At 38.4% G+C, this 21,507-nt stretch carries 33 protein-coding genes; all 33 read right to left on the bottom strand.

From position 1 onward, the window contains the following. Positions 1 to 155: 155 nt before the first annotated feature. The 33 genes from ACRD62_RS20205 to rpsJ all read right to left on the bottom strand — a co-directional run bounded on the left by ACRD62_RS20205 (position 156) and on the right by rpsJ (position 21,497). Complete coding sequence (locus ACRD62_RS20205; protein ID WP_430821917.1) at positions 156 to 3,464, bottom strand: ligand-binding sensor domain-containing protein; 3,309 nt, start codon at positions 3,462 to 3,464, stop codon at positions 156 to 158. A 179-nt stretch (positions 3,465 to 3,643) separates the two neighbouring features. Further along, on the bottom strand, positions 3,644 to 4,957 hold the full coding sequence (locus ACRD62_RS20200) for a citrate (Si)-synthase (protein WP_430821916.1): 1,314 nt from the start codon (positions 4,955 to 4,957) through the stop codon (positions 3,644 to 3,646). Between the two features lie 287 nt (positions 4,958 to 5,244). Beyond that, on the bottom strand, positions 5,245 to 6,546 hold the full coding sequence (eno, locus tag ACRD62_RS20195) for a phosphopyruvate hydratase (RefSeq protein WP_430821915.1): 1,302 nt from the start codon (positions 6,544 to 6,546) through the stop codon (positions 5,245 to 5,247). Positions 6,547 to 6,682: 136 nt separating this feature from the next. Then, positions 6,683 to 7,213 (bottom strand): 50S ribosomal protein L17, encoded by a 531-nt coding sequence (gene rplQ, locus ACRD62_RS20190; RefSeq protein ID WP_430821914.1) that lies wholly within the window; start codon positions 7,211 to 7,213, stop codon positions 6,683 to 6,685. A gap of 5 nt (positions 7,214 to 7,218) precedes the next feature. Then, a complete protein-coding gene (locus ACRD62_RS20185; protein WP_321407831.1) occupies positions 7,219 to 8,211 on the bottom strand; it encodes a DNA-directed RNA polymerase subunit alpha in 993 nt (330 codons plus the stop codon). Positions 8,212 to 8,220: 9 nt separating this feature from the next. After that, complete coding sequence (gene rpsD, locus ACRD62_RS20180; RefSeq protein WP_430821913.1) at positions 8,221 to 8,826, bottom strand: 30S ribosomal protein S4; 606 nt, start codon at positions 8,824 to 8,826, stop codon at positions 8,221 to 8,223. Between the two features lie 144 nt (positions 8,827 to 8,970). Next, the gene (gene rpsK / locus ACRD62_RS20175; protein WP_319399984.1) at positions 8,971 to 9,360 is read right to left on the bottom strand and encodes a 30S ribosomal protein S11; all 390 of its coding nucleotides are present in this window, start codon (positions 9,358 to 9,360) and stop codon (positions 8,971 to 8,973) included. 10 nt (positions 9,361 to 9,370) lie between these two features. Then, positions 9,371 to 9,748 carry a 30S ribosomal protein S13 gene (gene rpsM / locus ACRD62_RS20170; RefSeq protein ID WP_430821912.1) on the bottom strand — a complete coding sequence of 126 codons (378 nt, stop codon included), beginning with the start codon at positions 9,746 to 9,748 and terminating at the stop codon, positions 9,371 to 9,373. A gap of 4 nt (positions 9,749 to 9,752) precedes the next feature. Next, positions 9,753 to 9,869 (bottom strand): type B 50S ribosomal protein L36, encoded by a 117-nt coding sequence (gene ykgO, locus ACRD62_RS20165; protein WP_071792536.1) that lies wholly within the window; start codon positions 9,867 to 9,869, stop codon positions 9,753 to 9,755. 14 nt (positions 9,870 to 9,883) lie between these two features. Next, positions 9,884 to 10,102 carry a translation initiation factor IF-1 gene (gene infA / locus ACRD62_RS20160; protein ID WP_143303625.1) on the bottom strand — a complete coding sequence of 73 codons (219 nt, stop codon included), beginning with the start codon at positions 10,100 to 10,102 and terminating at the stop codon, positions 9,884 to 9,886. Positions 10,103 to 10,116: 14 nt separating this feature from the next. Continuing rightward, positions 10,117 to 10,902 (bottom strand): type I methionyl aminopeptidase, encoded by a 786-nt coding sequence (gene map, locus ACRD62_RS20155; protein WP_430821911.1) that lies wholly within the window; start codon positions 10,900 to 10,902, stop codon positions 10,117 to 10,119. A 21-nt stretch (positions 10,903 to 10,923) separates the two neighbouring features. Further along, positions 10,924 to 12,267, bottom strand: coding sequence for a preprotein translocase subunit SecY (gene secY / locus ACRD62_RS20150; protein ID WP_430821910.1), 1,344 nt, complete (start codon positions 12,265 to 12,267; stop codon positions 10,924 to 10,926). A 4-nt stretch (positions 12,268 to 12,271) separates the two neighbouring features. Further along, positions 12,272 to 12,718: a 50S ribosomal protein L15 gene (gene rplO, locus ACRD62_RS20145; RefSeq protein ID WP_430821909.1), complete on the bottom strand. Its 447-nt coding sequence runs from the start codon at positions 12,716 to 12,718 to the stop codon at positions 12,272 to 12,274. Positions 12,719 to 12,746: 28 nt separating this feature from the next. Next, positions 12,747 to 12,923, bottom strand: a complete 177-nt coding sequence (gene rpmD / locus ACRD62_RS20140; RefSeq protein WP_212213247.1) for a 50S ribosomal protein L30 — start codon at positions 12,921 to 12,923, stop codon at positions 12,747 to 12,749. A gap of 11 nt (positions 12,924 to 12,934) precedes the next feature. After that, positions 12,935 to 13,453, bottom strand: a complete 519-nt coding sequence (rpsE, locus tag ACRD62_RS20135; RefSeq protein WP_430821908.1) for a 30S ribosomal protein S5 — start codon at positions 13,451 to 13,453, stop codon at positions 12,935 to 12,937. A gap of 6 nt (positions 13,454 to 13,459) precedes the next feature. Further along, positions 13,460 to 13,816, bottom strand: a complete 357-nt coding sequence (gene rplR / locus ACRD62_RS20130; protein WP_430821907.1) for a 50S ribosomal protein L18 — start codon at positions 13,814 to 13,816, stop codon at positions 13,460 to 13,462. 20 nt (positions 13,817 to 13,836) lie between these two features. Continuing rightward, positions 13,837 to 14,388, bottom strand: a complete 552-nt coding sequence (gene rplF, locus ACRD62_RS20125) for a 50S ribosomal protein L6 (protein WP_430821906.1) — start codon at positions 14,386 to 14,388, stop codon at positions 13,837 to 13,839. A gap of 12 nt (positions 14,389 to 14,400) precedes the next feature. Next, entirely contained in the window at positions 14,401 to 14,796 is a 396-nt protein-coding gene (rpsH, locus tag ACRD62_RS20120; protein ID WP_321407810.1) for a 30S ribosomal protein S8, read from the bottom strand. Between the two features lie 51 nt (positions 14,797 to 14,847). After that, positions 14,848 to 15,117: a 30S ribosomal protein S14 gene (gene rpsN, locus ACRD62_RS20115; protein WP_321407809.1), complete on the bottom strand. Its 270-nt coding sequence runs from the start codon at positions 15,115 to 15,117 to the stop codon at positions 14,848 to 14,850. A 4-nt stretch (positions 15,118 to 15,121) separates the two neighbouring features. After that, the gene (rplE, locus tag ACRD62_RS20110; RefSeq protein WP_430821905.1) at positions 15,122 to 15,679 is read right to left on the bottom strand and encodes a 50S ribosomal protein L5; all 558 of its coding nucleotides are present in this window, start codon (positions 15,677 to 15,679) and stop codon (positions 15,122 to 15,124) included. Next, positions 15,679 to 15,999: a 50S ribosomal protein L24 gene (gene rplX, locus ACRD62_RS20105; protein ID WP_430821904.1), complete on the bottom strand. Its 321-nt coding sequence runs from the start codon at positions 15,997 to 15,999 to the stop codon at positions 15,679 to 15,681. The genes rplE and rplX overlap by 1 nt, the downstream gene beginning before the upstream one ends. Before the next feature lie 21 nt (positions 16,000 to 16,020). Then, entirely contained in the window at positions 16,021 to 16,386 is a 366-nt protein-coding gene (gene rplN / locus ACRD62_RS20100; RefSeq protein WP_321407805.1) for a 50S ribosomal protein L14, read from the bottom strand. Positions 16,387 to 16,388: 2 nt separating this feature from the next. Continuing rightward, on the bottom strand, positions 16,389 to 16,646 hold the full coding sequence (rpsQ, locus tag ACRD62_RS20095; RefSeq protein ID WP_430821903.1) for a 30S ribosomal protein S17: 258 nt from the start codon (positions 16,644 to 16,646) through the stop codon (positions 16,389 to 16,391). A gap of 7 nt (positions 16,647 to 16,653) precedes the next feature. Further along, positions 16,654 to 16,851 (bottom strand): 50S ribosomal protein L29, encoded by a 198-nt coding sequence (gene rpmC, locus ACRD62_RS20090; protein WP_430821902.1) that lies wholly within the window; start codon positions 16,849 to 16,851, stop codon positions 16,654 to 16,656. Between the two features lie 6 nt (positions 16,852 to 16,857). Continuing rightward, positions 16,858 to 17,289 (bottom strand): 50S ribosomal protein L16, encoded by a 432-nt coding sequence (rplP, locus tag ACRD62_RS20085; RefSeq protein ID WP_321407799.1) that lies wholly within the window; start codon positions 17,287 to 17,289, stop codon positions 16,858 to 16,860. Between the two features lie 30 nt (positions 17,290 to 17,319). Then, positions 17,320 to 18,039 carry a 30S ribosomal protein S3 gene (gene rpsC, locus ACRD62_RS20080; protein WP_430821901.1) on the bottom strand — a complete coding sequence of 240 codons (720 nt, stop codon included), beginning with the start codon at positions 18,037 to 18,039 and terminating at the stop codon, positions 17,320 to 17,322. Between the two features lie 7 nt (positions 18,040 to 18,046). Next, positions 18,047 to 18,466 carry a 50S ribosomal protein L22 gene (gene rplV / locus ACRD62_RS20075; protein ID WP_430821900.1) on the bottom strand — a complete coding sequence of 140 codons (420 nt, stop codon included), beginning with the start codon at positions 18,464 to 18,466 and terminating at the stop codon, positions 18,047 to 18,049. A gap of 37 nt (positions 18,467 to 18,503) precedes the next feature. Continuing rightward, positions 18,504 to 18,773, bottom strand: a complete 270-nt coding sequence (gene rpsS, locus ACRD62_RS20070; RefSeq protein ID WP_319400000.1) for a 30S ribosomal protein S19 — start codon at positions 18,771 to 18,773, stop codon at positions 18,504 to 18,506. Positions 18,774 to 18,792: 19 nt separating this feature from the next. Then, positions 18,793 to 19,617: a 50S ribosomal protein L2 gene (rplB, locus tag ACRD62_RS20065; protein ID WP_430821899.1), complete on the bottom strand. Its 825-nt coding sequence runs from the start codon at positions 19,615 to 19,617 to the stop codon at positions 18,793 to 18,795. A gap of 5 nt (positions 19,618 to 19,622) precedes the next feature. Then, positions 19,623 to 19,913, bottom strand: coding sequence for a 50S ribosomal protein L23 (gene rplW, locus ACRD62_RS20060; RefSeq protein ID WP_321407792.1), 291 nt, complete (start codon positions 19,911 to 19,913; stop codon positions 19,623 to 19,625). Between the two features lie 11 nt (positions 19,914 to 19,924). Beyond that, complete coding sequence (rplD, locus tag ACRD62_RS20055) at positions 19,925 to 20,554, bottom strand: 50S ribosomal protein L4 (RefSeq protein WP_321407791.1); 630 nt, start codon at positions 20,552 to 20,554, stop codon at positions 19,925 to 19,927. After that, the gene (gene rplC / locus ACRD62_RS20050) at positions 20,554 to 21,171 is read right to left on the bottom strand and encodes a 50S ribosomal protein L3 (protein ID WP_321407789.1); all 618 of its coding nucleotides are present in this window, start codon (positions 21,169 to 21,171) and stop codon (positions 20,554 to 20,556) included. Before rplC ends, rplD begins: the two co-directional genes overlap by 1 nt. A 20-nt stretch (positions 21,172 to 21,191) precedes the next feature. Then, positions 21,192 to 21,497: a 30S ribosomal protein S10 gene (gene rpsJ, locus ACRD62_RS20045; protein WP_130642659.1), complete on the bottom strand. Its 306-nt coding sequence runs from the start codon at positions 21,495 to 21,497 to the stop codon at positions 21,192 to 21,194. Positions 21,498 to 21,507 lie beyond the last annotated feature (10 nt).

Here is a 21,507-nt window from a genome sequence, read left to right as displayed (position 1 = left end):
TACAGTCCGTTTAAGAAACAACAATATCCAGCAACAAATTTATGACCTTGTTAACTCCATGTTCTGAAAATGGGTGTCTTTCGCACAAAACAGGACGTTGTTTTGATGTTTAGTTTTTGGACACCCTCTTCTTATTTTCAATACAATATTTTCGTTTAAAACTTCAATCCAATAAGTAGCATATCATCAACCTGTTCATGCTCACTACCCATCCATTCTTCCATCTTTTGATGAAGAATAGCCTTCTGATCTTCAATCGGTAACTTATGGATATTCAATAATAAATGACGGAAACGACGATATTTAAACTTCTTACCCTCTGGTCCACCAAATTGATCAGCATAACCATCTGAGAACAAATATATAATATCATCTTTCGATACAGAAATTACCTTCTTCTTGAATAACTCTGGGCTATCAGTCTTAAATCCAATAGGATACCTATCGCCTTTATGAACCTCTATTTCATTATCTTTAATGATATATATAGGATTCATGGCTCCTGCAAACTCAATTTCCTGACGTTTTTTATCATACACCACTAAGGCTAAATCCATTCCATCATTCACATCACGTTTCAGATTTCCATCGTATCCATTATTACTAAAGGTATGTACAACTTCATCGTTCAACTTATTAAGCACCATCTCCGGACATTCAATGCCCTGTATTTCGATGATATTTTTAATTAGGTCGAAACCAATAATTGACATAAATGCACCTGGAACACCATGACCGGTACAGTCAACAGCAGCTACAAATACTTTATCATTACGCTCAAACGTCCAGTAAAAATCGCCACTTACAATATCCTTTGGACGATAATAAACAAACGACTCAGGGAAGATCTTTTTCACCATCTTTTCAGATGGAATCATTGCTTCCTGAATTCTTTTCGCATAACTAATACTATCTGTCAGACTCTGGTGAATATTAGAAAGGTCTTCTTTCTGTTTTTCAATTTTCAATTTATCCTCAGCACTATCCCTCAAAACCTTATAAGCTTTCCTATATTTTCTGACACGATAATTAATGAAGGTTTGAATAATAAAAAAGCCAAATATAAAGTAAAAGATATAGGCATAATTCGACATCCATAAAGGAGGATTAATGGTAATCTTTAATTCTGTTGGCGTATTATTCCGCACTGAGTCACTATTCGCACCTGTTATCTTTAACGTATATTCTCCCGGTGACAGGTTCGAAAAATCAACATAGTTATCATTTGAAATACTTCTCCAGTTATCATCATATCCTTCAAGAAATACCTTGTATGAGTTATAGAGTGGATTAGTAAATTCCATTGCTGCAAATTCGACATGCAATAGTGAATTTCGACTGTACTTAAAAGAAATATCTGTGATGTTACCTTGATAATTTTCGATTAATTTACCTTTTTGCCTTAATTGAACATTGGTTATAACAACTTCTGGTCGAATGAGATTCAATCGAATCGAGTCTGGTTTAATAATGGTTAATCCTTTATCGCCTGCAAACAACAACTCTTTATTGGCATTATTAAATGAAGCACCATTGTTGAAAGTCACATTTGGCACACCATCCTTTGCATTAAATCTAAAAAAGGTCTGATCTGTAATAAGGTATGAAACACCATTACCTGAACTCATCCAGATTCTGTTGTAGCCATCTACTTCCAAGGAGTAAACCTTACTGGTGGTCAACTCATTATTATCGGCCCAAAAACCTGATGTTCTTGTTTTTTTATCATAGTATGAAAGACCCGACTGTGTTCCGATAATAACTCTTTTTTCAGCATCCTGAGCAAACGATAAAATAATATTATGGCTTATCACAAGATCTTCTCCAATGGTATTCTGTATCCTGCTAAACTTTTCCTCAGCCACATCAAAAATATTAACACCATCATCGGTACCAATCCAAATCCAGCCTTCATCATCTTCAAACAAAGCATTGATCTCATCATTACACAAACTGGCTTCGTTATCTTCGTCGGCAAAATAACTCGTAAGTTTCTTACCATTAAAACGATAAAGCCCAAACTGTGTAGCAAACCACATATTTCCAAGACGATCTTGAATAATGTCGTTTATTTGATTAGATGTGAGGAGATTACGAAATTCACTACTTTCGGTATAATCAAACTCTGTTAACGTTGATTTTCCAGGATAAAGAACATATATTCCTTTATTGGTTCCAAACCAAAAAGTTCCGTCTTTATCTTTTAATATAGAAAGAACAGCAGGATCATTTTCGTTACTGTATATTGGTGCAATAGGATAATGTTTAAAACTGTTCTTCTTCCTTTCTATGCAGTAAATACCTTTACTTTGAGTTCCTAACCATAGATCATCATTGAGGTCAACAAAAACCGATTTGAAGTTATAACTGCCCAATGGATAATCAGAAGTATTTTTGGTAATTGAGGTGAATTTTGGTGGTTTACGATCGACTTTAAATAATCCATCTGTTTGAGTCCCTAACCACATTAATCCACTCTTATCAATCATGATGGCACTGATATTTTTTATTTCTTCCTGACCATCATACGTCAATGAAATATCTTTAAAACTTTGATTGGGAGCCATTGAATGCATTAGACCGGCAGAAGTTCCAACCCAACATCCGTCAAATTCACTTTTTAAACAATTTATCTCGCGTCCATTGTTCCATAAAGAGTTGGAATAAACCTTTTGAATGGTGTTATTTTTTGTATTAAAAAGTGTGATGTCTGATAATGTTGACAGTAGCAAACAACTATCGTTTAGTTCAACTAAATCACTTATTTCAGCATCCTGATTTTCTCGCCCCAAAGTAACCCTGTTAAAGGTTTTTTTCGATACCTCAAACTGATGAATTCCGTCCTTGGAACCTACCCATAATTTATTGTTGTGAAAAGTTATCGGGTAGGCTATTCCGGTACCTGATTTAAACACGGAAGAATAATGACCATAACTTTCGAATCTTTCTAACGTTTGGTCAATTTGAAAAATATAATTACGGGTTTTAACCCAAACTTTATCTTCATCAGCGAGCATGCCATAAATTCCGCATTCTTTTAGTGTCTTAAAGGGTTCTGAATCTATTCCGAGGTTGGTAAATGAACCATCTTTTCTCTTCCATATAGCAATACCACTATTTTTAGTACCTATCCAGATATCACCATTTTTAGTTTCGATAATACTTTGAATACTATTACCAATAATGGAAGCACTATCTATTGGATTATGACGGTATACATCAAATTTATATCCATCATACCTGTTAAGGCCATCTGAAGTACCCACCCATATGAAACCGTAACTATCCTGAAAGATTGATGTTACATCGCTATTAGATAAACCTTCGGATATACAATAGTGTTTAACACTCCAGTTTTCAGCGCACAACAAACCATTCACACTACTACTTAATAGCAGCACCCACAACAGTCTAAAAATCAAACTTTTCAAATTCAGCAACATATCAATAGTTTGTCTTCCCATTCCCTATCAGGTAAAAATAGTAAAAAACAAATGATGTAAATGATTATAATCCAAAAATCAGATAATGTATATGCCCATACTTAATGAATGGTTACGCCAACTAAGTTAAATTTAATAAATACTAACAAAAAAAGAGGTGTTTTAAGCACCTCTTTTAAAGTTTTTATAACAATAATGGATTATTCCTGATAATTAACCTTACTCATATACCATGCAAGATTCTGCGATTTTGGCCTTTCAATAGGCAGACCATATAATCTGTCCCATATTAATTGAGTCAACACCCCTAAAGCTCTTGAAACACCGAATAAAACAGTATAAATTGGATACTCAGTTATTCCGTAGGATGAAAGCAAGGAACCACTTATAGCATCAACGTTTGGCCATGGATTCTTAACCTTACCGGTTGAAGATAATATTTCAGGTACAACGTTATAAATCTTCTCCACCAACTGAATCAAAGGTGCATCAGGTATATACTTTTTAGCAAATTCTAACTGAACAGTAAAACGTGGATCTGTTTTACGAAGTACAGCGTGTCCATAACCAGGTATAACCTGTCCCTGACTTAAGGTTGTTTCAGCATACTGCCTGATCTGTTCTTCACTTGGATTCTCATCTCCGATATCCCGCAGCATTTTATTTATCCAATGCATCACATTCTGATTAGCCATACCATGCAATGGACCAGCCAATCCGTTCATTCCGGCAGAGAAACTATAATAAGGATTCGACAATGCAGAACCGACCAAATGAGTTGCATGTGCCGAAACATTGCCTCCTTCATGATCTGCATGAATCAACATATACAATCGCATTAATCTCTTAACCTCCACATCCTCGTACCCCATCATATGAGCTAAATTACCTGCCCAATCAAGGCTTGGGTCCATTTCGATGTAATTCTCATTATGAAATACCCTACGATAAATATAAGACGCAATAACAGGCAGTCGAGCTATTAGATCCATTACTCCTTCGTAAGTAGGATCCCAATAATCTTTTTTATCCATCCCGGCCAGATATGCCTTACGAAATTGAGACTCAGTAGACATAGCGAGGATTGCAGTATTAAACTGAATCATTGGATGCGCATCCTTTGGCAAAGCATTAATCACATCGAACACATGCGGCGGAATTCCCATAGCTCGCTGTGCCCATTGATTACTAATAAAGTTAACATCATCCTTAGTTGGCAATTCACCTGTCAACATAAGGTAGAATAATCCTTCAGGCAGAGGTTCTCCATCCTGATGCATCTTGGGTAACAATTCCTGCAACTGAGGTATTGTATAGCCCCTAAATCTGATCCCTTCTTCAGGATCTAGCTTTGATGTACAGGTTAATAAAGAAACGACTCCTTTCATTCCGGTCAAAACCTGACCGACAGTAACTTCCTGAATTACTTTATCGCCATATTCTTTGGTAAGCTTCTTTACGGTTTCTGCTTTTGGGCGGCCTATTTCAATGATTTTTTGTTTAATATGATCCATTTTATATAGCTGAGTTGTTAAAAAAAAAGGGTTATCCTATAGTGAGGTTTACTAAAGGTACACATAAAACACTTATTGAAACTCTTTTGTTTAAGGGCATATTACGTATAGTTGCAATAAGATACACTTTTTTTAATTAGTTTATTGTGACATTCAACACAAATGCATCATATTAAATCTTTTTAGTTCATAGATAATGGTTGCATTAACAATTATTACAAGAAATATTGATAAAAAAAAGAGGCTGTCTGAAAACAGACAGCCTCTTCACTATATCTCAGTTTCAATTATTTCTTTTGAACTTTCGCGTATCCGTAAATTGCAGTATCACCTAATTCTTCTTCAATGCGAAGCAATTGGTTATATTTTGCCATACGGTCAGAACGACTTAATGAACCAGTTTTGATTTGTCCACTATTTGTAGCAACAGCAATGTCAGCGATAGTAGAATCTTCAGTTTCACCTGAACGGTGAGAAGTAACTGAAGTAAATCCAGCGCGGTGAGCCATTTCAATAGCGTTTAATGTTTCGGTTAAAGTACCAATTTGGTTTACCTTAATAAGGATTGAGTTAGCAGCTCCTAACTCGATACCTTTTTTCAAGTAATCAACGTTAGTAACAAATAAATCGTCACCAACCAACTGACACTTATCACCGATAGCTGCATTCAAAGCAACCCATCCGTCCCAGTCATTTTCATCCATACCATCCTCGATAGAATCGATTGGGTATTTAGCAACCAAATCAGCAAGGTAAGCAGCTTGTTCTGCAGATGTACGTTTAGCTCCGTTTGGTTCGAAAATGCTGTAATCATATACTCCTTCTTTGTAGAACTCAGATGAAGCACAGTCCATAGCGATTGAAACATCACCACCATCTTCTTTACGTCCTGGTTTATAACCAGCGTTAGTGATAGCTGTTAAGATTGAATCAATAGCTTCTTCAGTACCACCTAACATAGGAGCGAAACCACCTTCGTCACCAACAGCAGTAGAAAGACCTTTACTTTTCAACACTTTAGCTAAAGCGTGGAATACTTCAGCACCCATACGCAATCCTTCACGGAATGAAGTAGCTCCAACAGGGCGGATCATAAATTCCTGGAAAGCGATAGTAGCATCAGAGTGAGAACCACCGTTGATGATGTTCATCATTGGAACAGGTAGAGTTACAGCATTTGTTCCACCGATGTAACGGTATAATGGCATTCCAAGATACTCAGCAGCAGCACGAGCACAAGCCAAAGAAACACCCAGGATAGCATTTGCACCTAATTTGCTTTTTGTTTTAGTGCCATCCATTTCCAACATTTTGTTATCGATTTTCACTTGCTCAAATACGCTCATTCCTTCAAGCTCTGGAGCAATTACCTCGTTAACATTTTTTACTGCATTCAACACACCTTTACCCAGGTAACGACCTTTATCTCCGTCACGCATTTCAAGAGCTTCATGCTCACCGGTAGAAGCTCCTGATGGTACAGCAGCACGACCAATAACTTCATTTTCAACAGTTACTTCTACTTCAACTGTTGGATTACCACGTGAATCAAGGATTTCGCGGGCGTGAATGTTAGTAATTTGTCCCATAATTAATTCAATTTATGTATTGATAGAAAAATTCTAAAAAAAAAGGATAATAGTCCATCCTGACAATTATCCCCAAATTTACACCAAACAAAGAAAAAAAGGAAAAACAAAACGTCTTTCCTTTCTTTAAAAAATGTTATTCTTTTGTTTCGGCATCAGTAGATTCTGAAGCTTGTTCAGATGAAGCAGTTTCCTGAGCAGGAGCTTCAGTTACAGCAGTAGCTGTAGCTTTACTACGTCCACGTCTTGTTCTCTTACCTTTTGCTGAGGCTTTCTTAGTCTCTAACATATTTTCGTTGAAGTCAACCAACTCTATGTAACACATTTCTGCATTATCACCTAAACGGTTACCTAACTTTAAAATACGAGTATAACCTCCCGGGCGATCTGCTACTTTTCCAGCAACTTCAGTAAACAATTCTTTTACTGCGTATTTATCTTTCAAGATAGCAAATACTGTACGTTGAGCATGAGTTTTTTCCTCAATAGTGCTCAAACCTTTGGTCTTTGTAATAAGAGGCTCAACATAAATACGCAATGCCTTAGCTTTAGCTACAGTCGTTTTGATTCTTTTGTGAAGGATCAAAGACGAAGCCATATTTGCTAACATTGCTTTACGATGTGCGCTCGTACGACCTAAATGATTAAATTTCTTTCTATGTCTCATCGCGATTATTCCTTGTCTAATTTATACTTTGCGGTATCCATTCCGAAAGTCAGTCCCATGTTAAGTAACAGATCATCTAGTTCTGTAAGAGACTTCTTACCAAAATTACGGAATTTAAGCAGGTCGTTACGATTAAATGTAACTAACTCGCCTAATGTTTCTACGTCGGCAGCCTTTAAACAATTCAAGGCACGTACCGAAAGATCCATATCCACAAGTTTGGTCTTCAGAAGTTGACGCATGTGTAATACTTCTTCATCGAATTCTTCATTACCAAATTTCTCATCTGAGTCAAGAGTGATCTTTTCATCTGAGAATAGCATGAAGTGATAAATAAGAATTTTAGCTGCTTCCTTCAAGGCATCTTTTGGATGGATTGAACCATCTGACTCAATATCAATCACTAACTTTTCGTAGTCTGTTTTTTGTTCTACACGATAGTTTTCAATCGCATATTTAACGTTACGAATAGGAGTGTAAATTGAATCAATAGCAATTACACCAAATTCTGCCTCAACTGGTTTGTTTTCGTCTGAAACAACATAACCACGTCCTTTATTAATGGTTAATGTCATTTGCAGATTTACTTCCGGATTCATTTTAGCAATTACAAGCTCTGGGTTTAACACCTCAAAGTTTGTCATAAACTGATTTAAATCCCCTGCAGTAAATTCTTCTTTACCGGATATAGAAACATTTACAGTTTCCTGATCAGTTTCTTCTACCAGGCTCTTGAAGCGTACCTGTTTAAGGTTAAGAACGATTTCGGTAACATCATTAATTACACCAGGAATACTAGAGAATTCATGATCTACACCTTCGATCTTGACAGTAGTAATTGCGTATCCCTCTAAAGAGTTCAACAAAATTCTTCTTAAGGCGTTTCCAACGGTAATACCATATCCTGGCTCGAGCGGACGAAATTCAAATTTGCCGAATTTATCGTCGGCTTCCAGCATGATTACTTTGTCTGGTTTTTGGAATGCTAATATTGCCATAAGAATTAATTATTTAGAATACAATTCAACTATCAGTTGTTCTTTAATATTTTCTGGAATATCGCTTCTATCAGGTACAGTTAAGAATTTACCTGATAATGAGTTGCTATCCCATTCAATCCAAGAAAATTTATGCGCTCCAGAATTAGCCAATGAATCAGAAATTACTTCCAAAGATTTTGACTTTTCGCGGATTCCAACAATTTGATCAGGTTTAACCTGATATGAAGGAATGTTAACAACACCACCATCCACTACAATGTGACGATGAGATACTAGTTGTCGCGCTGCTGCACGTGTAGGTGCAATACCCATACGGAATACAACATTATCCAAACGCGATTCTAAAAGACCAAGTAACACCTCACCAGTAACACCTTTACTGCGTGAAGCTTTTTTATATAAATTACGGAATTGCTTTTCCAAAACTCCATAAGTATACTTAGCTTTTTGCTTTTCTTTTAACTGCAAACCGTATTCACTTGTTTTTCTACGACGGTTTGCTCCGTGTTGTCCAGGAGGAAAATTTCTTCTTTCGAAATTTTTATCCGGACCATAAATCGCTTCACCAAACTTACGAGCGATTCTTGTTTTTGGACCAATATATCTAGCCATTCTTCTAAATTTTTGACTTACAAATTTTTGACTTTAAATATTGAATATGGCAGCCGCTGATTATAGAGAGGATGTAATAATCATATAACCAATTCTTATTCAAAATTCTCCGCCAAAAACCTATGGTTAATAACTAGTGAGAAATTAAACTCTTCTACGTTTCGGTGGACGACAACCATTATGTGGTAATGGAGTAACATCAACGATTTCTGTTACTTCGATACCTGCAGCATGAATTGAACGCATTGCAGATTCACGACCATTTCCTGGACCTTTCACATACACCTTAACTTTTCTCAATCCCAAGTCGAAAGCTACTTTTGAACAATCAGTAGCTGCCATTTGTGCAGCATATGGGGTGTTCTTTTTAGAACCTTTGAAACCCATTTTACCAGCACTTGACCACGAGATCACCTGACCGTTGGTATTAGTCAGCGAAATAATAATGTTGTTGAAAGATGAATGGATATGAGCCTGTCCCTGCGCTTCCACTTTTACGACTCTCTTTTTCTGAGATCCTGACTTTTTTGCCATATCTTACTTATTATTTAGTGGCTTTCTTTTTATTTGCAACAGTCTTCTTCTTACCTTTTCGAGTACGAGCGTTGTTTTTAGTACACTGTCCACGTAATGGTAAACCAATACGGTGACGAATACCGCGGTAACAACCGATGTCCATCAATCGTTTGATGTTCAATTGTATCTCAGAACGTAATTCACCTTCGATTTTAAAAGAGCTACCGATCGTCTCACGAATAGCTTTCACTTGTTCGTCAGTCCACTCAGATACTTTTAAATCGCGGTCAACACCAACGGTACTAAGAATTTCATTAGCTCTGCTACGTCCAATTCCGTAGATGTAAGTCAAAGCTACTTCACCTCTTTTATTAGAGGGTATATCAACTCCAGCAATCCTTGCCATAATATTATCCTTGACGTTGTTTAAACTTTGGATTCTTTTTATTAATCACGTATAAGCGCCCTTTGCGTTTTACGATTTTGCAATCGGCACTTCTCTTTTTTACAGATGCTCTAACCTTCATGATCAGTCAGTTTACTATTTATATCTATAGGATATTCTTCCTTTTGTCAAATCATACGGAGACATCTCTACTTTTACTTTATCTCCTGGTAAGATCTTAATGTAATGCATACGCATTTTACCTGAGATATGTGCAGTAATGATATGTCCGTTCTCCAATTCCACTCTAAACATGGCATTGGATAAGGCTTCAATGATTGTACCGTCTTGTTCTATCGACGCTTGTTTCGCCATAATTATATAACTTTTTATTTTTCAGACCGCAAAGTTAATACTTCTTCTACAAATTTAAAACTAGAAAGTATATCAGCTTCACCTTTTCTTATTGCTACAGTATGTTCATAATGAGCAGATACCTTTTTATCGGCAGTTCTGATGGTCCATCCATCGTTTTCCTGAACAATTTGACGCTTGCCCATATTGATCATTGGTTCGATGGCAATCACCATACCTGCTTTTAATTTGGTTCCATTACCTTTTCGGCCATAATTGGGAACTTCAGGTGCTTCGTGCAAATTCTGACCAATACCATGGCCAACCATTTCACGAACTACAGAATAGCCTAAATCTTCGGTATATTTCTGGATAGCATATCCAACATCACCCAAGCGGTTATTCTCTATAGCCTGTTCAATACCTTTATATAACGATGCTTTAGTTGCTTCTAAAAGTGCTTTTACTTCAGGGGCAACATTACCAACCATAAAAGTATAAGCTGAATCACCAAAGAAACCGTTTTTAAGGGCTCCACAATCAACCGAAACAACATCACCTTCCTTTAAAGGTTTGTTGTTAGGAATTCCGTGTACAACCTGATCGTTAACCGAGGTACAAAGCGTATTAGGAAATCCCTGGTAATTTAAAAAGGCAGGAGTACCTCCATTATCCCTAATGAAGGTCTCCGCTATTTTATCTAGTTCTAACGTAGAAACTCCTGGCTTGATTACTTTCGCTATCTCACCAAGCGTTTTAGCAACAATCATGTTGCTTTCACGCATTAACTCTATTTCTTCGTCAGTCTTTAAATAAATCATTTCAATGATCGTAATTCTGCATTAATAAATGGCAGCTCCACCAGAACTTCTACCCATAATCCTACCCGTCTTAGTCAATCCGTCATAATGTCTCATCAACAAATGACTTTCGATCTGCTGCAAAGTATCAAGAACTACACCAACCAGAATTAGTAGTGATGTACCTCCATAAAAATGAGCAAATCCCTGATCAACTCCTGCCATCATTGCAAAAGCAGGTAAGATAGCTACAATAGCAAGTAATACTGAACCAGGAAGCGTAATTTTAGACATTACTGAATCCAGGAACTCAACGGTTTTTCTGCCAGGCTTAATACCAGGGATAAATCCACCATTGCGTTTCATATCTTCTGCCATTTGCGTAGGATTAATAGTTATTGCAGTGTAGAAATAGGTGAAAGCAATAATCATTAATGCAAAAATTAAGTTATACCAAAATCCGGTAAAGTTGGCAAAAATAGCTGCAAATCCGGTTGCTGTTTCGCTATCAACGAAACCTGCAAAAGTTACCGGAATAAACATGATAGCCTGAGCAAAAATGATAGGCATCACACCAGCTGCATTTACCTTTAACGGAATATATTGACGAACTCCGCCATATTGCTTATTACCAACAATTCTTTTGGCATACTGAACAGGGATACGACGAGTACCCTGCACCAATAAAATTGTTCCGGCAAAAATAAAGAACAATACAACAAATTCTATTAGCAACATCACCAAACCACCGCTACCGCTTGAAGCTTCTAAACGTGATACGAATTCTGCAATCAGGTTTTGAGGAAGACGGGCAATAATACCGATCATAATGATCAATGAAATACCGTTTCCAATTCCTTTATCAGTAATACGTTCTCCTAACCACATTACGAACATTGTTCCTGCAGTCAAGATAATAATACTGGTTGCAAAGAATCCGAATCCATCCTCTACTATGGCACTGGCAGATTGAGCTCTAAGGTTGGCAATAAAACCAGGACCTTGAACAAGCAAAATCACAACAGTAAGGTATCGTGTAATCTGATTAATTTTTCTTCGTCCACTTTCGCCTTCGCGTTGCAAACGTTGAAAATAAGGTACTGCTATACCCATTAATTGAATTACGATTGAAGCAGAGATGTAAGGCATAATTCCTAATGCAAAAATAGAAGCATTAGAAAATGCACCTCCAGAAAACATATCAAGAAGTCCAAGTACTCCGTCTCTAGTTTGATCTTTTAGAGCGGATAATTCAGTAGGATCAATCCCTGGAAGAACCACAAAGGAACCCAAACGGTAAATTAATAAATACACTAATGTTGTCAGGATTCGGGATTTTAACTCCTCAATTTTCCAGATGTTGCGGATGGTTTCGAATAGTTTCATTCAATTACAATTTTACTACGGTTCCTTGAGCAGCTTCGATAGCTTCGACAGCTGACTTTGAGAATGCATGAGCTTTAACTTCCAATTTGGCATTCAACTCACCATTTCCTAAAATCTTTACTAAATCGTTCTTGCTAATCAGACCAGCTTCCCTCAATGTTTCTGGTTCAATAACAGTTAGGCTGCTTTTTTCAGCCAACGCTTGTAAAACCTCAATATTAAGAGCTTTGTACTCAACGCGGTTAATGTTTTTGAACCCGAATTTAGGAACCCTTCTCTGCAATGGCATCTGTCCACCTTCAAAACCGAACTTACGAGAGTAACCTGATCGAGATTTAGCTCCTTTATGTCCACGTGTGGATGTTCCACCGCGTCCGGAACCTTGACCGCGACCAATTCGCTTTGAAGCTTTTACTGAGCCTTTTGCAGGTCTTAAGTTATTTAAATTCATATTAATTTATCTAATTCGTTTGACCAAATTATCTTTCTACTGACACTAAGTGCAGCACTTTTTGAACCATACCCTCAATTTGAGGTGTTGCTTCGTGTTCAACGGTTTGTTGAAGTTTTCTCAACCCAAGGGCTGCCAAAGTATTTTTTTGTCTGGCAGTGGCCCCGATCTTACTCTTAACCTGAGTTACTTTTATCTTAGCCATTTTTCTCCTTTTTATCCGTTAAATACTTTATCCAATGACACTCCTCTTACCTGAGCTACTTCGCTTGCATCACGCAATTCAGTTAATGCGGTAATAGTAGCTTTTACAAGGTTATGAGGGTTTGACGAACCTTTTGATTTCGCCAATACGTCAGTTACACCAACACTCTCTAATACGGCACGCATCGCACCACCGGCTTTTACTCCGGTACCGTGTGAAGCAGGCTTCATAAATACGCTAGCACCACCATAACGTGCATATTGCTCATGAGGAATAGTACCTTTGATAACTGGCACCTTCACTAGATTTTTCTTAGCAGCTTCAACACCTTTAGCGATAGCAGTTGTAACCTCACCGGCTTTACCAAGCCCCCATCCGATCACACCGTTCTCATTTCCAACCACAACAATGGCAGAAAAACTGAAGGTTCTACCACCCTTGGTTACTTTAGTTACCCTGTTGATAGCAACCAAACGATCTTTTAATTCAAGATCGTTATTGTTTCTTACTCTTTTGTTATTTCCAGCCATAGTTTGTTAGAATTTAAGCCCAGCTTCGCGAGCTGCATCAGCTAATTGTTTAACTCTACCATGATATAAGTACCCGTTTCTGTCGAATACAACAGAAGTGATTCCAGCTTTAGCAGCAACTTCAGCAATACTTTTACCTACTAATGCAGCTTTATCTGACTTACTTCCGCTTTGTTCAGCGATATCTTTAACCAAAGATGAAGAAGCTGCCAATGTTTTACCAGCCACATCATCAATTAATTGTACAGAAATCTGCTTGTTACTTCTGAATACAGTCATACGGGGACGTTCTGCGGTTCCGCTAATCTTGCTGCGAACACGCACTTTAATTTTTCGTCTTCTTTCTATTTTCGAAACAGCCATAACTCCTAATTTAAATTACATTAAACTTTTGCAGATTTACCAGCCTTACGACGAACAACCTCGCCTTTGAAACGTACACCTTTACCTTTATAAGGCTCTGGCTTACGCAATGACCGTATTTTCGCACATACTTGACCAAGCAATTGCTTATCTGCAGATTCAAGAGTAATAATAGGATTGCTCTTTCTGTCAGTAACCGCTTCTACTTTAATTTCAGAAGGTAACATTAGATGGATAGGGTGAGAATAACCTAAAGACAATTCTAATAATTGACCTTGGTTAGTTGCACGGTAACCTACACCAACTAATTCAAGTTCTTTTTTGTATCCTTCAGAAACACCAACAACCATGTTGTTAATCAACGAACGGTATAAACCGTGCATTGAACGTATTTCCTTTTCATCGTTAGGACGCTCTACAGTTAATGTACCGTCCTCAACTTTCACTTCCAACTCAGGGTGAACAGACTGTATTAGTTCTCCTTTTGGGCCTTTTACAGTTACAGCATTGTCTTTAACTGTTACGTTCACTCCTGAAGGTATGCTAATCGGTGCTTTTCCAATTCTTGACATAATTTCTTCTTTTTAATAAACGTAACACAATACTTCACCTCCGATTTTCTGTACTCGGGCTTCTTTATCTGTCATTACACCTTTAGATGTTGACACAATAGCAATACCCAAACCATTCAATACACGTGGTAGGCTACGGTATCCTGCATAAGAACGCAACCCAGGAGTACTAACCCTTTTTAGTGATTTGATGGCTGGAGTTTTTGTTTGAGGATCGTATTTCAACGCGATCTTCACAACACCTTGCTTATCATCATCGATAAATTTGTAATTCAAGATGTACCCTTTCTCGAAAAGAATTTTGGTCATCTCTCTCTTAAGGTTGGAGGCAGGAACCTCAACAACCCTGTGACCCGCCATAATGGCATTCCTGATACGTGTCAGGAAATCTGCTATTGGATCTGTCATTATATAAAGATTAAATTGATCCCGCGCACTGCGGGACAATATTTAAAACTCTTACCAACTTGCTTTTTTAACGCCTGGGATTAAACCAGCTGAAGCCATTTCACGAAATTGAATACGTGAAAGACCAAACTGACGCATGTATCCTTTTGGACGACCCGTTAATTTACAACGGTTATGCATGCGAACAGGAGAAGCGTTACGTGGAAGCTTCTGCAAGCCCACGTAATCACCCTCTGCCTTTAATTCGGCACGTTTATTAGCGTATTTGGCAACCAGCTTAGCCCTTTTTACTTCACGGGCTTTCATTGATTCCTTAGCCATATAACTAGTTCTTTTTTACGTTTTTAAATGGTAGCCCAAACTCTTTCAAAAGAGCAAAAGCTTCCTCATCGTTTTTTCCCGAGGTCACAAAGGTAATATTCATACCCAATATTTTCGACACATTGTCGATATTTATTTCAGGAAAAATGATTTGTTCTTCAATACCTAAGGTATAATTTCCACGTCCGTCCAACTTACTGTTGATACCTTTGAAGTCACGAATACGTGGTAAAGCCACGCGAATCAAGCGCTCCAAAAATTCATACATGTTCTCACGACGCAAAGTTACTCTTACACCGATAGGCATTTTTTTACGCAACTTAAAGTTTGAGACGTCCTTCTTAGAAAGACAAGGAATAGCTTTCTGACCAGTAATAGTGGTCATTTCCTTAAGGGCATTCTCAATCATTTTCTTATCTGAAGTTGCAGCACCGATACCTTGATTGATAACGATTTTCTCCAACTTAGGAACCTGCATGATTGATTTGTAACCAAATTGTTTCATCAAATTTGGTACAATTTGCTCCTTATATTGATTGCTTAAACTAGGTGTATAACTCATTACTTGATTTCCTCCCCTGATTTTTTAGAATAACGAACTAATTTACCGTTATCATTCAACTTACGGCCTACACGAGTAGCTGTACCGGTTGAAGGATCTTTCACATTCAAGTTTGAAATATGAATAGGGGCTTCTTTCTTAATTATACCTCCTTGAGGACTCTCAGCATTAGGCTTTGTATGTTTGCTCACCATATTAACACCTTCAACAATGGCCCTTTGTTTGTCAGGAAACACTTCAAGTACTTTTCCTTCCTGGCCTTTGTTAACACCGGCATTAACAATTACGATGTCGCCTTTTTTAATATGCAATTTACCCATTGTTCTAAATCTCTTTGATGATTATAGTACTTCAGGCGCCAAGGATACGATTTTCATATATCCGTCCCTAAGCTCACGGGCTACAGGACCGAAAATACGTGTTCCTCTCATTTCACCGGCCTGATTTAGTAAAACGCAAGCGTTTTCATCAAAGCGGATGTAGGAACCATCTTGACGTCTAACTTCTTTCTTAGTGCGCACTACAACTGCCTTGGTTACGGTACCTTTCTTAAGGTCACCACCAGGGATGGCGCTTTTTACAGTTACTACGATACGGTCGCCTACTCCGGCATAACGTCTCCCTGTTCCACCAAGAACACGGATACATAATACTTCTTTGGCTCCACTGTTATCGGCAACTGAAAGTCTAGATTCTTGTTGTATCATGATTACTTCGCTCTTTCTAGAATTTCAACTAATCTCCAACGTTTTGTCTTACTCAACGGACGAGTTTCCATAATTTTTACAGTATCTCCGCTGTTACACTCGTTGTTCTCATCATGCGCGTGAAACTTCTTGGTCTTTTTCACAAACTTACCATAGATGGGATGCTTCTCGCGAATTTCAACAGACACAACGATGGACTTATCCATAGCGTTGCTGGCTACGATACCAATACGCTCTTTTCTAAGATTTCTGCTTTCCATCTGTTAATTATTTTTCAGTTAGTTGTTTTTGACCTAAAACAGTCATCAAACGCGCAATATTTCTACGGGTATGTCTAATCTTCATTGGATTATCCAATGGAGAAGTAGCGTGATTTAATTCAAGCTGCTGTAAAGCTGCTCTTTCATTCTCAATACGCTCTTTAATCTCGCTTACACTTAATTCTTTGATTTCGTCTACTTTCATCTCTCATTAAGCATTTGAAGATTCAACATAATCCCTTCTAACAACAAATTTAGTAGTCACTGGAAGTTTTTGCGCAGCTAAACGCAATGCTTCTTTTGCTACTTCGTAAGGTACTCCTTCGCATTCTAAAATAATACGACCTGGAGTAACAGGGGCCACAAATCCCTCTGGACTACCTTTACCTTTACCCATCCTTACTTCGGCTGGTTTTTTAGTAATAGGTTTATCGGGGAATATTCTGATCCAGATCTGTCCCTGACGCTGCATGTAACGGGTTACCGCTACCCTTGCTGCTTCAATCTGACGACCTGTAATCCATTTACTCTGTAAAGACTTAATTCCGAAAGATCCGAAAGCTAGCTCGCTACCACGCTGAGCTTCACCTTTCATACGGCCTTTCTGCTGTCTTCTAAATTTAACTTTTTTCGGTTGTAACATCGTTACTTGTCAATTAAAGTGAAAGGATGATTACTTCTTATTTCTTCTGCGTGGAGCTCTGTTTCCATTACCACGATTTCCAGAAGGCTTCTCTTTAGTATTGAAGGTTGGAGACAAATCTGGCTTACCATAAATTTCTCCTTTACAGATCCAAACCTTAATACCGATAAGACCCATTTTAGTCAAGGCTTCAGCCTGAGCATAGTCTATATCAGAGCGTAATGTATGCAAAGGAGTACGTCCTTCTTTGTACATTTCCGCACGGGCCATTTCAGCTCCGTTTAATCGGCCTGAGATCTGAACTTTGATACCTTCAGCTCCCATACGCATGGCAGAAGCGATAGCCATTTTAATGGCACGACGATATGCAATACGTCCTTCCACCTGACGAGCGATGTTGTTGGCTACTATGATTGCATCCAACTCTGGTCGTTTTACCTCAAAGATGTTGATTTGAACTTCTTTGTCGGTAATTTTCTTAAGCTCCTCTTTTAGCTTGTCAACTTCCTGTCCTCCTTTACCGATAATGATACCCGGACGTGCAGTGAAAACGGTAATAGTTACCAATTTCAAAGTCCTTTCAATAACGATACGAGAGATACTAGCTTTAGCTAAACGCGCATTGAGGTACTTCCTAATCTTGGAGTCTTCTAACAGCTTATCGCCGTAGTTGTTTCCTCCATACCAGTTGGAATCCCATCCTTTGATGATTCCTAATCGGTTACTAATTGGATTAACTTTTTGTCCCATCTAGCTATTAGTTTTCTTGATTTTCATTAGATACTACTTTGCTTGCAACGCGTAACGTTACGTGGTTTGAACGTTTTCTGATACGGTGCGCACGACCTTGTGGGGCCGGACGTAAACGTTTCAAAATACGACCACTATCAACAGCGATTTCACTCACGTAAAGATTAGCGTCTTCGATGCGAACACCTTCGTTTTTCTCTTTCCAATTAGCAATAGCAGAAAGCAACAGTTTCTCTACTCTTCCTGAAGCCTCTTTAGATGAGAACTTCAACAAATCCAGAGCAAGGTTCACCTCTTTACCTCGGATCATGTCAGCAACAAGACGCATTTTCCTAGGTGAAGTAGGTACGTTGTTAAGCTTTGCGAAGTAATCGGTCTTCTTAGCTTCCTTTATTTTTTCAGCTCTTATTCTTTTTCTTGCACCCATTTTTTACTGTTTAAAGAATTTAATATTGGCAGGCCAATTACCTTTTCTTATTACCTCCATGACCGCGGAATGTGCGGGTTGGGGCAAATTCGCCTAATTTGTGTCCTACCATATTTTCAGTAACATAAACCGGGATGAACTTATTACCATTGTGAACGGCAATAGTGTGTCCTACAAAATCCGGAGATATCATAGAAGCGCGGGCCCAAGTTTTAATAACTGACTTCTTACCTGACTCGTTCTGTCCAAGAACTTTCTTTTCCAGATTATAATCGATAAATGGGCCTTTTTTTAATGATCTGCTCATAATTCAATAAATTAACCGGTTATTTTTTCCTTCTTTCAATAATGTATTGACTTGAAGCTTTCTTAGGATGACGAGTTTTATAACCCTTAGCCAATACCCCTGTACGAGATCTTGGGTGTCCTCCTGAAGAACGTCCTTCACCACCACCCATTGGGTGATCAACTGGGTTCATTGCTACACCACGTACGCGTGGACGGCGACCCAACCAACGACTGCGACCAGCTTTACCTGAACGCTCCAATGCGTGATCTGAGTTACCAACCGCACCTAAAGTAGCACGACAAGTTACCAATACCATTCTGGTTTCACCTGAAGGTAATTTTACAACGGCATATTTACCATCACGAGCAGCTAATTGCGCAAAAGTACCAGCACTACGTGCCATAATACCTCCCTGTCCCGGACGCAACTCGATGTTGTGAATAATGGATCCAAGTGGAATCTCGCTTAAAGGCAAGCTATTTCCGATTTCAGGAGCAACCCCTGTTCCTGAAGCAAGCTCTTGCCCTACCTGCAACCCATTAGGTGCAAGAATGTACCTTTTTTCTCCATCAGCGTATGCAAGCAATGCAATACGAGCACTACGGTTAGGATCGTACTGAATTGACTCTACTGTTGCAATAACACCGTCTTTGTCTCTTTTAAAGTCGATTACCCTGTATCTCCTCTTGTGACCGCCACCGATATTACGGATGGTCATTTTTCCAGAGTTATTTCTACCTCCGGATTTTTTCAACGGCCTCAACAAGGACTTTTCTGGTGTGCTTGAGGTAATCGTATCAAACGCACCAATAACTTTGTGTCTCTGCCCCGGTGTCGTGGGCTTTAGTTTTCTTACTGCCATTTTTATTAGATATTGCTATAAAAATCTATCTGATCTCCTTCAGCTAATGTTACCACAGCTTTTTTGAAGGAATTTGTTCTACCAACAATAACTCCGCTCTTAGTATAACGAGACTTTTCTTTTCCCGCATATACCATAGTATTGACAGCTGTTACGCTTACGTTGTATAACTCTTCTACAGCGTCTTTGATTTGAAGCTTGTTAGCTTTCTTATCAACAACAAATCCGTAGCGGTTCAACTTTTCGCTTACTTCTGTCATCTTTTCGGTTACAATCGGTTTAATAATAACTTTCATGTCTAGCCTCCTTATACATTAAACAGTTTACCGAATTCTTCTACTGAGCTCTCAACCAACACCAATTTTTTAGCTTTCATGATGTCGTATGTGTTCAAGTCAGCAATAGTAGCTACATCAGCACGTTGAATATTACGGGCTGAGCGGTAGATATTGTCATTAGCTTCTTTCAATACCAACAATGAACGTTGTCCTTTCAACTCAAGATTAGCAACCAATGCAGCGTAATCTTTTGTTTTTGGAGCTTCAAAATTGAAGTCTTCCAAAACAGTGATCAATTGGTTTTGAGCTTTGTAAGCTAACGCAGATTTACGAGCCAACTGCTTTAATTTCTTGTTAAGCTTGAAGCTATAGTTACGTGGACGAGGACCGAATACACGACCTCCACCAACGAATACAGGAGACTTAATGCTACCTGCACGTGCAGTACCAGTACCTTTTTGTTTTTTAATCTTTTTGGTACTTCCTGCTATTTCAGCACGTTCTTTCGACTTATGAGTCCCTTGACGATTATTAGCCAAGTATTGTTTTACATCAAGGTAAATGGCATGATCGCTGGGCTCAATTCCGAATACAGTTTCCGGTAACGTTACTTTACGTCCCGTATCTTTTCCTTCTATAGTTACTACGTTCAGTTCCATTACTTTTCAATAATTAGATATGAGCCTTTTGCTCCCGGAACAGATCCCTTAACCAAAATAAGGTTGTTCTCAGGAATTACTTTAATCACTTTAAGGTTTTCAACCTTAACTCTGTCACCACCGGTACGACCAGCCATGCGCATTCCCTTGAATACTCTTGCAGGGTATGACGCTGCACCAATAGATCCAGGAGCACGCAAACGATTATGCTGTCCGTGAGTAGACTGACCTACTCCTCCAAACCCGTGACGTTTAACTACCCCTTGGAAACCTTTACCTTTTGAAATTCCGGTAATGTCTACAAAAGAGTTTTCTTCGAAGAAATCAACACCTAAAGTATCACCTAATTTGAACTCTTGCTCAAATTCAGCGAATTCAACCACTTTACGCTTTGGCGTAGTGCTAGCCTTTTTGAAGTGACCAGCTTGTGGTTGATTGGTGCTTTTTTCTCTTTTTTCGTCAAACGCCAACTGTACAGCCTCGTAACCGTCGGTTTCCACAGTTTTAACCTGGGTAACCACGCAAGGGCCTGCTTCGATAACAGTGCATGGAACATTTTTTCCATCGGCACTGAAAACGGATGTCATTCCGATTTTCTTTCCAATTAGTCCTGGCATTGTTTAAACATTTAAGATTATCACACTTTAATTTCTACTTCTACACCACTTGGCAATTCTAACTTCATCAAAGCATCGATTGTTTTAGCTGTTGAGCTATAAATATCAATCAAACGCTTGTAAGATGATAACTGAAATTGCTCACGTGACTTCTTATTCACAAATGTGGAGCGCAACACAGTGAAGATACGCTTGTGAGTAGGAAGTGGAATAGGACCACTTACTACCGCACCTGTGCTCTTTACTGTCTTTACAATCTTCTCAGCTGACTTGTCAACCAAGTTGTGATCGTAAGATTTAAGTTTTATTCTAATTTTCTGACTCATAGTGGAGAAC

The sequence above is a fragment of the Carboxylicivirga caseinilyticus genome (assembly GCF_050589785.1).
Taxonomy (GTDB): Bacteria; Bacteroidota; Bacteroidia; order Bacteroidales; family Marinilabiliaceae; genus Carboxylicivirga; species Carboxylicivirga caseinilyticus.
The sequence above is the reverse complement of the archived record's forward strand: the minus strand, read 5'-3'. Positions and strand labels throughout refer to the sequence as shown.